Source organism: Ruegeria sp. BF10 (assembly GCF_056538725.1).
In genome coordinates this window covers 78,432-90,143 of sequence record NZ_JBQFTR010000003.1, presented here as the reverse complement: position 1 = coordinate 90,143, position 11,712 = coordinate 78,432, and the positions used below count along the sequence as shown (strand labels likewise).

Annotated in this window: 14 protein-coding genes; 8 read left to right on the top strand and 6 right to left on the bottom strand. The window is 58.1% G+C overall.

From position 1 onward, the window contains the following. Positions 1 to 6: 6 nt before the first annotated feature. From ACR0DJ_RS13470 to ACR0DJ_RS13460, 3 genes are read right to left on the bottom strand one after another with little or no spacing between them, the layout of a single operon-like run. Positions 7 to 1,698: a sensor histidine kinase gene (locus ACR0DJ_RS13470; protein ID WP_170345114.1), complete on the bottom strand. Its 1,692-nt coding sequence runs from the start codon at positions 1,696 to 1,698 to the stop codon at positions 7 to 9. A 59-nt stretch (positions 1,699 to 1,757) separates the two neighbouring features. Next, positions 1,758 to 2,462 (bottom strand): response regulator transcription factor, encoded by a 705-nt coding sequence (locus ACR0DJ_RS13465; protein WP_170344852.1) that lies wholly within the window; start codon positions 2,460 to 2,462, stop codon positions 1,758 to 1,760. A gap of 21 nt (positions 2,463 to 2,483) precedes the next feature. Continuing rightward, positions 2,484 to 2,750 carry a hypothetical protein gene (locus ACR0DJ_RS13460; RefSeq protein WP_170556094.1) on the bottom strand — a complete coding sequence of 89 codons (267 nt, stop codon included), beginning with the start codon at positions 2,748 to 2,750 and terminating at the stop codon, positions 2,484 to 2,486. A 55-nt stretch (positions 2,751 to 2,805) separates the two neighbouring features. Between ACR0DJ_RS13460 and ACR0DJ_RS13455 the strand changes: the two genes are divergently transcribed. The 3 genes from ACR0DJ_RS13455 to ACR0DJ_RS13445 all read left to right on the top strand — a co-directional run bounded on the left by ACR0DJ_RS13455 (position 2,806) and on the right by ACR0DJ_RS13445 (position 5,632). Next, positions 2,806 to 4,404 carry a phosphoenolpyruvate carboxykinase gene (locus tag ACR0DJ_RS13455; RefSeq protein WP_170344850.1) on the top strand — a complete coding sequence of 533 codons (1,599 nt, stop codon included), beginning with the start codon at positions 2,806 to 2,808 and terminating at the stop codon, positions 4,402 to 4,404. Positions 4,405 to 4,762: 358 nt separating this feature from the next. Then, positions 4,763 to 5,053 (top strand): hypothetical protein, encoded by a 291-nt coding sequence (locus tag ACR0DJ_RS13450; protein WP_170344849.1) that lies wholly within the window; start codon positions 4,763 to 4,765, stop codon positions 5,051 to 5,053. A gap of 24 nt (positions 5,054 to 5,077) precedes the next feature. Beyond that, positions 5,078 to 5,632: a hypothetical protein gene (locus tag ACR0DJ_RS13445; protein ID WP_257600133.1), complete on the top strand. Its 555-nt coding sequence runs from the start codon at positions 5,078 to 5,080 to the stop codon at positions 5,630 to 5,632. 4 nt (positions 5,633 to 5,636) lie between these two features. Here the strand turns inward: ACR0DJ_RS13445 and ACR0DJ_RS13440 are convergent, their stop codons facing one another. Next, a complete protein-coding gene (locus tag ACR0DJ_RS13440; RefSeq protein ID WP_170344848.1) occupies positions 5,637 to 6,401 on the bottom strand; it encodes a sulfite exporter TauE/SafE family protein in 765 nt (254 codons plus the stop codon). Between the two features lie 144 nt (positions 6,402 to 6,545). Between ACR0DJ_RS13440 and ACR0DJ_RS13435 the strand changes: the two genes are divergently transcribed. The 3 genes from ACR0DJ_RS13435 (at position 6,546) to ACR0DJ_RS13425 (ending at position 9,476) form a co-directional block, all read left to right on the top strand. Next, positions 6,546 to 8,237 carry an acyl-CoA dehydrogenase family protein gene (locus ACR0DJ_RS13435; RefSeq protein WP_425080160.1) on the top strand — a complete coding sequence of 564 codons (1,692 nt, stop codon included), beginning with the start codon at positions 6,546 to 6,548 and terminating at the stop codon, positions 8,235 to 8,237. Positions 8,238 to 8,488: 251 nt separating this feature from the next. Beyond that, positions 8,489 to 9,043 (top strand): hypothetical protein, encoded by a 555-nt coding sequence (locus ACR0DJ_RS13430; RefSeq protein ID WP_480685290.1) that lies wholly within the window; start codon positions 8,489 to 8,491, stop codon positions 9,041 to 9,043. A 40-nt stretch (positions 9,044 to 9,083) separates the two neighbouring features. Then, the gene (locus ACR0DJ_RS13425; protein WP_170344845.1) at positions 9,084 to 9,476 is read left to right on the top strand and encodes an META domain-containing protein; all 393 of its coding nucleotides are present in this window, start codon (positions 9,084 to 9,086) and stop codon (positions 9,474 to 9,476) included. Here ACR0DJ_RS13425 and recO read toward each other — a convergent pair. Beyond that, complete coding sequence (gene recO, locus ACR0DJ_RS13420) at positions 9,460 to 10,185, bottom strand: DNA repair protein RecO (RefSeq protein ID WP_170344844.1); 726 nt, start codon at positions 10,183 to 10,185, stop codon at positions 9,460 to 9,462. The genes ACR0DJ_RS13425 and recO overlap by 17 nt on opposite strands. A 195-nt stretch (positions 10,186 to 10,380) precedes the next feature. Here recO and ACR0DJ_RS13415 point away from each other — a divergent pair, with 195 nt between their 5' ends. Both ACR0DJ_RS13415 and ACR0DJ_RS13410 read left to right on the top strand, forming a co-directional pair. Continuing rightward, a complete protein-coding gene (locus ACR0DJ_RS13415; RefSeq protein WP_170344843.1) occupies positions 10,381 to 10,632 on the top strand; it encodes a hypothetical protein in 252 nt (83 codons plus the stop codon). Positions 10,633 to 10,846: 214 nt separating this feature from the next. Further along, positions 10,847 to 11,236, top strand: coding sequence for a VOC family protein (locus ACR0DJ_RS13410; protein WP_480685289.1), 390 nt, complete (start codon positions 10,847 to 10,849; stop codon positions 11,234 to 11,236). Positions 11,237 to 11,294: 58 nt separating this feature from the next. Here ACR0DJ_RS13410 and ACR0DJ_RS13405 read toward each other — a convergent pair whose 3' ends face one another. Then, positions 11,295 to 11,618: a SemiSWEET transporter gene (locus ACR0DJ_RS13405; protein ID WP_480685287.1), complete on the bottom strand. Its 324-nt coding sequence runs from the start codon at positions 11,616 to 11,618 to the stop codon at positions 11,295 to 11,297. Positions 11,619 to 11,712: the final 94 nt, after the last annotated feature.

Here is an 11,712-nt window from a genome sequence, read left to right as displayed (position 1 = left end):
ATGGACTTAGACGGGCAACCCCACGACAAAGCGGGCACCCAGAGGATCCGATGTGATATCGGCCTCGGTCGGGCGGATGTTTTCAGCCCAGATCACTCCGCCATGGGCTTCGACAATCTGCTTCGAGATCGCCAGCCCCAGGCCCGAATTATTGCCGAAATGTTCCGCCGGACGCTGCGAGTAGAAACGCTTGAACACTTTGGTAAGCGCCTGTTCGGGAATTCCAGGGCCGGTGTCTTCAACAACGACCAACACACGGTTGTCCCGCTGCCGGACCCAGACGCGAATGGCGTCGTTTTCTTCGCAGAAGGAAATCGCGTTGGTGATCAAGTTGACGAAGACCTGCGCCAGACGCGCTTCCAACCCGTTGATCACAATCGGCTCAGAGGGCAGATCCGTAATGTAATCGATGCCCTTGGAGCGCGCATCCTCGCCCAGATACTGGCCGAGATTGCCCAGCAGCTTGAGCAGGTCAAAGGGCTGCTCTTCTTCCTTGACCAGTTCCGCATCCAGACGCGACGCATTTGATATGTCGCTGACCAGCCGATCCAGACGCCGTACGTCATGCTCGATCACGTCCAGCAGCTTGTCGCGCTGATCCTCGCGCTTGACCATCCGCAGCGTTCCCACGGCGGATTGCAGGCTGGCCAGCGGGTTTTTGATTTCATGGGCGACATCGGCGGCAAACTGTTCGTTTGCGTCGATCCGGTTGTACAGCGCTGTCACCATACCCCGCAAAGCGCGACTGAGGCGTCCGATCTCATCAGGACGGGCGCTGAGGTCGGGAATGCGGATGCGCCCGGGATTGACACCCGTGCCCCGGTCTTTGCCCATCTCTGCCGCGGATGCCAGATCGGCCAGCGGGTTGGCAATGGTCGAGGCCAAAACAAGGCTGAGGCCCACGGAAACCAGCAGCGCCACCACGAACATCTGAAGAATGCGCTCCTGCTCGCGGCGGGCAAGCGCGTCGATTTCACCGGCCGGGCCGGTAATGGCCACCGCTCCGGCGGGAACATCCGCATAAAGGATCGGTGCGGCAGCCACGATGACCGTCTCACCCGCGCTGTCCTGTACCGCCTGTACCTGGCTGTTACCGGCAATCGCTTGCGGAATGATGGTCTGAACACGCTGCGCCAACGTCGGTGCCTCGGTTTCAGTTGACCAGTTGAGCAGGTTCGACAAACCTGTCCAGACGGCATTCAGCGTGTCGCTGATCACCGTGCTGCCGGTCTGCATCTCGGCCTCGGATTGCAGAAGAACCGGCATGTCGGAGGCTTGCGGGGCACCACGTGTCCAGCCGATCAACGTGCCGCTGGCGTCATATACAAAAACCTCGCCCCCTTCGGGCAGGGTGAGGCCAGACAAGGTATCCTTGACGTCCAGGTTCCCGGCATTCTGCCCGGATTGCTGTGCGCCCTGACGCAGCTGGGTTTCAAACACGTTGCTGACAAGCTGCGCATCGCCCAGCAGATTGCGGGCGGTCTGCTGAACCTTTTCTTTTCGCGAGTCGTCCAGATACAGCAACCCAGTGACCAGAATCACCAGAGCGATCAAGTTGAACGTGATGATTTTGCGCGCCAGAGGTGAACCACGCAGAGAAAACAGGTTCCTCCGGGATCGCTTTTCCCTCAGCTCCGCTGACTCGGGGTCCTGAGGAATGACCCAGTCATCCCCTAGAACGACGTCACCGTCGCGCATTTCGCTGGCTTGTTCGGTGTCGCGCACGAGACCCCATTACCTCTTGCAGGCGGCCGCGCCTATTCTTCGTTGTACCGGTAACCGATACCATACAAGGTCTCAATCGCCGAGAACTCGGGGTCAGCCGCGCGCATTTTTTTCCGCAGGCGCTTGATGTGGCTGTCGATCGTGCGGTCATCCACATAGACCTGATCATCATAGGCGACATCCATCAACTGGTCGCGGCTTTTGACGAATCCCGGACGTTGGGCCAGCGCCTGAAGCAACAGGAACTCGGTCACGGTCAGGGACACATCATTCCCTTTCCAGCTGACCGCATGGCGCAGCGGGTCCATTCTCAGGTCGCCGCGTTCCATGACTTTGGTGTCATTGCTGTTGGTTGCGACCGCGTCGCCGCTGGTCGCCTCTTGGCGGCGCAGCAAAGCCCGAATGCGTTCGACCAGCAAACGCTGTGAAAAAGGCTTCTTTACATAGTCATCCGCGCCCATACGCAGGCCCAGCACCTCGTCGATCTCATCGTCCTTCGAGGTCAGGAAGATCACCGGCATCTGCGTCTTCTGACGCAGCCGTTGCAGCAGATCCATGCCGTCCATTCGCGGCATCTTGATATCCAGAACAGCCATGTCCGGCAGTTTCTTGTTGAACGCATCCAACGCGGCCTGGCCATCATTATAAGTTTCAACCTCGAAACCTTCGGCTTCGAGGGTCATGGATACAGACGTCAGAATGTTTCTATCGTCATCCACAAGTGCAATCTTTGACATCGGGCTCACCCCTATTCCTGCTCACTCGCGCAATAATTCGCTTATTTGTAAGGCATTGTTGGCGGTTTTAAGACGCCGAATCAATCCGTAACTGCGAATCATGCCTTTGTTGCGGCAGGTCTGCGGCAAATTTGCCTTGATGCCCGCAAAAATCTGCCCGCTTTTCCGACATTGAATTTCTGATGGCGCTAAACCCGGACTTGGTTGCGCTAACTGCGTCAAACCCGCCTGTTCATGCCCTGAATGACCGTGATAAGACGCGCTCAGCCGCCGGTTTTCCCGGCTCACTGCCCCAAAGGCGCAACGGCCAACGACCTTCGCGCCGCCACAGGAGAAGACACACATGACATCTGGACGGGTTAACCCGCAATTCCGCCTCGAAGATCAGGGCATCGAGGGTCTGGGCAATGTCTATTACAACTTCATGGAACCGGCGCTGATCGAAGAGGCGCTGAAGCGCGGCGAAGGCACTCTTGGCAATGGTGGCGCGTTCCTCGTTACCACTGGCAAGTTCACCGGCCGGTCCCCCAAGGACAAACACGTCGTCAAGACCGACAGCGTTGCCGACTCCATCTGGTGGGAAAACAATGCCGAAATGAGCCCCGAAGGCTTTGACGCACTGTACAATGATATGCTGGCCCATATGAAAGGCCGTGACTATTTCGTGCAGGACCTCGTCGGTGGCGCGGACCCGGCTTACGCAATCAATGTACGAATGGTTACCGAACTGGCGTGGCACAACCTGTTCATCCGCCACCTGCTGCGTCGCCCGGACCGCGAAGATCTGGATGAGTTCACGGCCGATTTTACCGTCATCAACTGCCCCAGCTTTCAGGCCGACCCGGCAAAGCATGGCTGCCGCAGCGAGACGGTGATTGCAATGAACTTCGACCGCAAGCTGATCCTGATCGGCGGCACCGAATATGCCGGTGAAAACAAGAAGTCCGTTTTCACCCTGCTGAACTACATGCTGCCCGAAAAAGGCGTGATGCCGATGCACTGCTCGGCCAACCATGCCGTTGGCAACCCGGTCGACACCGCCGTGTTCTTTGGCCTGTCGGGCACCGGCAAGACCACTCTGTCGGCCGATCCGGCGCGCACTCTGATCGGTGACGACGAACACGGCTGGTCCGATCGCGGCACCTTCAACTTCGAAGGCGGTTGCTATGCCAAGACCATCAACCTGAATGCCGAGGCAGAGCCGGAAATCTACGCGACCACCTCGAAATTCGGTACCGTGATCGAAAACATGGTCTTCGACCCCGAAACCAAGGAACTGGATTTCGACGACGACTCGCTGACCGCCAACATGCGCTGCGCCTATCCGCTCGAGTATATCTCGAACGCATCCAAAAGCGCACTGGGTGGCCATCCGAAGAACATCATCATGCTGACCTGCGATGCCTTCGGCGTTCTGCCTCCGATCGCGCGGCTGACGCCGGCACAGGCCATGTATCACTTCCTGTCGGGTTTCACGTCAAAAGTGGCCGGGACCGAACGTGGCATCACCGAGCCGCAGCCGACTTTCTCGACCTGCTTTGGCGCGCCGTTCATGCCCCGTCGCCCAGAGGAATACGGCAACCTGTTGCGGGACAAGATCGCTCAGCATGGCGCGACCTGCTGGCTTGTGAACACCGGCTGGACCGGCGGCGCCTACGGCGTGGGCAGCCGGATGCCGATCCGCGCGACGCGCGCCTTGCTGACCGCCGCTCTGGACGGCTCGCTGCGCGACGCCGAGTTCCGCAAGGATGCCAATTTCGGCTTTGACGTTCCGGTCTCGGTGCCGGGAGTTGCCGAAGTTCTGCTGGACCCGCGCCGTACCTGGGACGATCAGGCCGCATTCGACAAACAGGCCGAAAAACTGGTGCAGATGTTCGCCGAGAACTTTGAACAGTATCTGCCCTTCATCGACGACGACATCAAAGCCGTCGCAATTGGGTAAATTGGGGAAAGGGGCCACCGCGCCCCTTTTTCACTGCACCTGCCGCATTTCTATCTATGGTTGTTTGCCGCGAGAAGCACATACAATTGCGTTGTTTCAAAATGCAATTTGCGCTAGCTCTGTTAACCGCTGAGACGAAAAAACCCGGCACTTTTGCGCCGGGCATTGGCTGAAATAAGATTGGGGGTCGCTCATGTGCGCACACTCACAACGCGGGATTGAGCAACCTAATCAGTCACCTAGTCTAAGTGAAAGGGGATGAGTGTCAATACGATACATGCTGAATAACGCATCATTCAGTATGGCTCAACTGGTCGCAATTGCGCGCCAAATGGCACAGTAAAAGATGGGTAAATCTATGACTGAGATCTCGAAACTCGCCGAACTGCGCAAATTGATGCAAAGCATGGAGCGTACTTTAGGCCTGGAAAAACTATCTCCGGTTGAACGCGACATCTACTATGCCGCCGAAGAGCTTTCAAAGTCCGATCAGGAAGTTCGCACATTCGGCTTGATCGAGCACACGTTGGTTCAAAGTGTTTCGCGCCCAACATTCTTTCGCGCGCTGAAATCGCTGGTCGAAAAAGGTTATCTTTCTCAAAGCGGCAGCGCCAACCGGGGACGGTACATCGTTCATGCACCCAAATGACGCGATCCACACGCGCAAGAGGCCGTGACTACGTTGCGCGGGTGGGCTACTGAAACACTTCTGGCCTCTTTGGCCTATGTGCTGGCGTCGTTCCTTACATTCGCCGTCCTCATGCCATTGCAGAACGTGTTTTTCCCGGAATACCCAAGCAGGGCGAGCCTGTTGTTTCTGCCGCATGGCGTACGGGTTCTGTCGGCGTGGCTGTTGGGGTGGCGCGCCATTTTCGCATTGTTGCCTGGCGTGTTCATCGTTTTCGCCTATTTGGGAGGAACGGACGTGTTCCTGCCCAGCCGCCTGATGGCCATGGCGATTGCAGTTCTGACTGTCCCGGCCGTTTTCTATCTTCTCAAAGCAATCGGGTGGGATCTGTTTCCCCGTCCGGAACGCAAACCCTGTTGGATATGTGTGATGGGCGTCGGATTCGTAACGTCCATCCTTGTCTCCGGGTTGACCAACCTGGCTTTTGGCAGTGCGACGGTCGAATACATCGCGTTCCTGATCGGCGATATCTCGGGTTTGTTCTTCCTGATGCTGGGTCTGTACTTTGCTTTCCGGTTTGCCGACAAGCGCACGGGCTGACCTGTCACCCCACCAAACCACGTCGCAGCAGGTTCAGGCCGGCGATCAGCAATACCAACAAGGTCGCCTTGCGAAAACTTGCCTGATCGATACGGTCCTGCAATTTCATGCCGATCCACATCCCGGCCACGGCCGGAACGATCAGGGCTGCGGAAAACTGAAGTGTTTCTGCATGCAGGATGCCTGAGCCAAGATGTGCGGCCAGCAGCAAGACCGCTCCCAAACCGTAGATAACGCCCTGAATTCGAATCTGTTCGGTCTTGGGGGTGTTCAGCGCCGTCAGATAGGCAACTGTCGGAGGCCCCCAAACTCCTGACATGCCGCCGACAAACCCCGCCAGGCCACCTACAACGGCCTCGACTGCGGTCGACGGTTGGCTCAGCGCCATTCTGAACCCAAGAACCTGCAACAGCGCAAAGACCGACACGAAACCGCCCATCAGAACCAGAAAGACAGACCCCGGGATCAAAGCGACCAACTGTGCGCTCAGCAGCAGAAAGAGACCGCCGACAATAAGGAAAACCCGAAACCGCCGAACCGAGGCAACCGCCGCTGCGCGACCGCCGCGCAGGGCTTGCTGCCCATTGGCCACCAGCGTCGGCAGGATAAGTCCCGCCAAGGCCAGATCCGGCGGCAGAAATGAATTCAACCCCGATACCAAAATCATGGGCATCGCGAAACCAACCATACCCTTGACCCATCCTGAGGCAAAAGCGATTGCCATAGCCAACAGCAGTTCCTGCGGTGAAAGAATGGAAAACAGGGTCATGTCCCCTAGATAACATCTGGATTTTCTTCTGCATTGCAAAAATGATGGGGTAATATTTGAACTTTTTAGCAGCGTAATAAGTATTTTTGTTGCGCTGCACGTGCAGCATGATATGACCAGACGACCGAGGAAAGGACGCGATTCATGGCCCACGACGGACAGGATATGACCGAGATGACAACTGCTTCAGTTTTGCCCGATCTTCTGAATATGACCCGGGCTGCCCTACCCGCGGTAGAAGCCGTTTTTGAAAAAGCCCGTGAATCCGTGCGCGGCATGGTCTCGGCGGATGGCCGTATCTCTGGCGCTCTGATCGAGGCCAACCAGACCGCCGCACATGGTCTGGCATGGCTGGCCACATACAATCAGTCGCTGCAACAGATGCAGCGCTGGGCCGAAACACTTCAGGCCGAAGGCAAATTCGGCGAAGTCGAGCAGTTGCTTCACCAGATAGCCTTTGGTGAGTACCTGCATCAGGTCGCAGGTGGCATCCCGATGAACCAGGGCGAGGTCGTGCGCCTTCAGGATATGGGCCTCGGCTGGGATGCGCTGTCGGGCTTTCAGTCGACCGAAGTACAGACCTTGATGGCGCAGGCAAATTCACAAGCCGCACGCAGCCGTTTGGTCGAGCTGATGCAGGATCAGGCCGGCGCCACCATGTTCGGCGCGTCGGGCCTGGACGAAGAACTTGAGATGATCCGCGACCAGTTCCGCCGCTATGCGCAGGAAAAGGTCGAACCGTATGCCCATGAATGGCACCTCAAGGATGAGCTGATCCCGCTGGAAATCATCGAAGAGTTGGCGGAAATGGGCGTTTTCGGGCTGACCATCCCGGAGGAGTTTGGCGGTTTCGGCCTGTCCAAAGCCTCGATGTGCGTTGTGTCCGAAGAACTGTCTCGTGGCTATATCGGCGTCGGCTCGCTGGGCACCCGTTCGGAAATCGCGGCCGAATTGATCATCGCCGGCGGCACGGAAGAGCAAAAGGCCAACTGGCTGCCGAAACTGGCCAGCGCCGAAATTCTGCCGACTGCTGTTTTTACTGAACCCAATACCGGCTCGGATCTTGGCAGCCTGCGCACCCGTGCCGTGAAGGACGAGAACGGTGATTACCGGATCACCGGCAACAAGACCTGGATCACCCACGCAGCGCGCACCCATGTCATGACTTTGCTGGCGCGGACCGATCCCGACAGCACCGATCACCGCGGCCTGTCGATGTTCCTGGCCGAAAAGACACCGGGCACGGACGAGAACCCCTTCCCCACACCCGGCATGACCGGTGGTGAGATCGAGGTTCTGGGCTATCGCGGCATGAAGGAATACGAGCTGGGCTTTGACGGCTTCCACGTCAAGGGTGAAAACCTGCTGGGGGGTGAAGAAGGCAAGGGCTTCAAACAGCTGATGGAGACCTTTGAAAGCGCCCGCATCCAGACTGCCGCGCGCGCCATCGGCGTGGCGCAAAGCGCGCTGGATATCGCCATGCAATATGCCATCGACCGCAAGCAATTCGGCAAATCGCTGATCAACTTCCCGCGTGTGTCCGGCAAACTGGCAATGATGGCGGTCGAGATCATGATCGCACGCCAGCTGACCTATTTCAGCGCGTGGGAGAAAGACCACGGCCAGCGCTGTGATCTTGAGGCAGGCATGGCCAAGCTGCTGGGCGCCCGTGTGGCCTGGGCAGCCGCCGATAACGGGCTGCAAATCCACGGCGGAAACGGTTTTGCGCTGGAATACAAGATCAGCCGCGTTCTGTGTGACGCGCGCATTCTCAACATTTTCGAAGGGGCGGCCGAGATTCAGGCACAGGTCATCGCACGACGTCTGCTTGGGTGACCGGAACCGGCGCCCCGTTTCCCCAACTGACCCGGCCATTGCGCCGGGTCTTTTTCTTGATTTTTGAGGTTTTGTACACCGCCTACCTGCGGACCTTCCGTTTTGTACGGACCATTTCCGCATCTCTGACCGGCTGAACAACGACCAGCTGTGTCCGCACCAATCCAAACTTCCCCCTTTGATCCCGACCCATTCGCCGTTAGAGCATCAGTTTGACCCGACCCAAACCCGATCAGCACCTGGTACACCGCATGACCCGATCCATCTTTGCACTTTGCGCCACTCTGGCGGTGCTCGTTCTTGCGGGTTGCACCACCCCTACGCCAACGGCCGATCAGAGCGATGTCGAAGCGCTTGCGCAGTCGATCCGAATGCTCGGGCCGGAAGTCGATCCGGCCGAGGCACAGAGGGCGGCCACAATCGCCTATTCCTATTCGCAGCAATTGGCGCGGGATTGGAACGTCACCGACCCGGCCATCATCCACAACGCCAAGGTCATCAACGGGTTCCGCGAAAAGGGGTTGTGCAATGACTGGGCCGAAGCCATGACCAAGCGGCTGCGGCAGGAGAACTTCCGAACACTGGATCTGCACTGGGCCACGTCGCCGCCGACTTCTTTTCGCATCATCCACCATTCGGCGTCGATCAGCGCCAAGGGGGATTCGATGTATGACGGCGTCATCCTTGATCCCTGGCGCAACAGTGGCGCGTTGTTCTGGGCGCCGGTGCGTGAAGATACGCGCTATAACTGGAAACCCCGGCAGGAAGTGCGTGCGCAACTGCTGAACGGGTCTCTTCCCTACTGATCCGGTTCCAACGACATCCCCTATGCGCTAAGACCCAGCCATGACTCGCCTGATCCTGACCCTGCCCTTGATGGCACTGTTCCAATGCGACAAGGACGAAACCGTTGCCGCCTATGGTGCTGCGGACCAGACTTGGGTTTTGCAGGAAATAGATGGTCAACCCTATGAGGCGAGTGCCCTGCTGCGGTTTCCCGAAGAAGGCAGGATTGCCGGGAACGCTCCGTGCAACAGTTATGACGGAACACTCAACGCGCCCTACCCGTGGTTTGAGGTTCAGAACCTCAACGCGACGCGCGCCGCCTGCGCGGGGCTCGAAGCGGAAGGGGTCTACTTTGCCGCCCTCATGGCCATGACCCAATCCGAAGTGTCAGGCAATGTGCTGATCCTGCGAAACGAGGATGGGCACGAGATGGTGTTCACAGCCGCCGAGTGACCTGATCCACGAACCGGGCCCGCGCTTCGGGCAGCGGGTTATGCCCCAAAGACGGCGCGACGCGGTGCTCCAGGAAATATCCGGTCGTGCGCAGGGCCTCTGCGATCTCGGCATCGGGCGCAGTGCCTTCCCCGCGCAGACAGGGCGGAAGGGGCAACAGCTTGCCCGCCCAATCCCCGGCGCCCTTCGCACTGACGGAACGGCCTGTTTTGGGCGATACATAGATCAATCCTTCGGTCACACCGGTCACGGCGCAGGCTGTCAGATCAAGGCCAAAGCCAAGCTCGTCAAGCAGCGCGAGTTCCCATCGCAGATAAGCCAGAGGCCAGACCTCGTCCTGCCCCAGCAGGTCCATCAACTGCTCCGTCCGCGTATAGAGCGAGGCGTGTGGTTCCCGTTCGGGCAGGCAGAAGGACAGCAGAGATACGACAGCGTTCAGCCCGGACAGTGCCAGCCGCCCTGAAAACGCGGCGGCCGCGCGGGAGCGCAGGGGTTCGACCTGAAAGGTTCCGATATGTTCTTCCAGTCGCGCGCGCCACAGCACGTCCAGTTGCGCGCCGGGTTGCAGGATCGGCGCGATCTTGCGGCTGGTCCCACCGCGCACCACACCGGCATGACGCCCATGGCCTTCGGTAAAGACTTCGATGATCGCCGCTGTTTCACCATGGCGGCGTAAAGTCAGGAGTATTCCGTGATCGCGCCAGTCCAAAACTCGGCCCTGCTGTTGGTTGGGTTGGATCGCAGAAAATCCCAAGCGACGTCAGCGCGCAAGAGCGGAACTTCTTTTCCCCCTTTCGACGAGAGTTCTTTTTCCGAAGGCGCCATAGTTTTGTGACTTCGTGCCACCCGTCTTGTGCGCGTTCTCGCAACCCCCACCTGCGCTTCAAACAGAAGGGGCCGCACCATGATCGATGACGAACCGCAACCTGCCGCGTATTACGACGAACACGAAATCTGGACGCCGGATCCGACAGCCGCGGACATGCAGGTCTATGAGACGTTCGCTTCGGCCGTCGTTGAACTTGTGCAGGTTCTGGATGACAACAAGCCGATGTTGTCGCGGGATGTCTACGCCCGCTTTTTTGCGTCTCTGCTGCACCTGTCCAGGGTGTTGGGCGAGTACGAAGACGGATGGAACGGCGGACGTGGCGCGTGATTCAAAGGCGTGCGAAGACGGTGGGGAAGACTATCAGCCTTTCATTCCAAAGGCCCGGTAGAACGCGTCAGCTGACCCACAGACCGATGGAAACCCCGTCAGTTGCCCTGTTCGGGTAGGTCGGGGGTCGCCAAAACCATTCCGAAAAACGCATTGCTTGAAACCAGTCCAGGTATTAATGTTCTGCTTATGTTCTTAAAGTGGGATTCCAAAAATGTCTCTTAATTATGTCATGATCGGTTCCAACGACGTTGCCAAGGCACGCGGCTATTATGACGCGGTTGTGCCCCGGATCGGCGGAAAGGTCATCGCCGAGTATATGCCGCATGCTGTCTGCTATGAGCTGCGTGGCGGCGGATGCATATGGGTCGCGACACCGTTCGACAAAAAAGTCGCGACGATCGGAAACGGGAACATGGTTGGCCTGCTGTGCCAAAGCGAAGCGGAAGTTCGCGATGCGCATGCAACCGCGCTTGCAAATGGTGGAACAAACGAAGGTGATCCGGGCGACCGCCCCCAATATGGCCCAAGCTTTTATGGTGCCTACGCACGCGACCCGGATGGGAACAAGATGAGCTTTGTCTATTTTGGCGACGCAGGTTGATGGCGCTGAAAACCACTTGCGAGCTTGGTAGTGAGAAAAACCCAAGGCAACAGGAGGTTCAGAACGTCACACCTGCGTGAATTAGGATGCCGATGACCATCAATAAGTTCAGCACCATCAAGAGTCCGTTGCCCACATAAATGGGCAGCTTGCCCACCACCATACCATAGGCAAACCACAGGAAGGACAGCCCGGCATAAAGCGACCAGGACAGAAGCGACTGACCGGTCGCGTGTTCGGAATGGGTAAAGTAGAGCTTGATCAGTTGTGGAAGCGTGGCAAAAGGGCCGACAACGCCGACAAAGACCATGAAGCCCTCGAACCGCTGCATCCAGTGGCCGAGTTCCGATTTTTCCAGTTTCTCCGCAAGCGTTTCAGTCACGAAAGCACCTCTTGGTTGCGCTCGGTCCGTAGGACACGTCAGTGCTGACAGGCCATTTGCAGCACCAAAATAGTCGCTTTGATCTCGGCGTCAA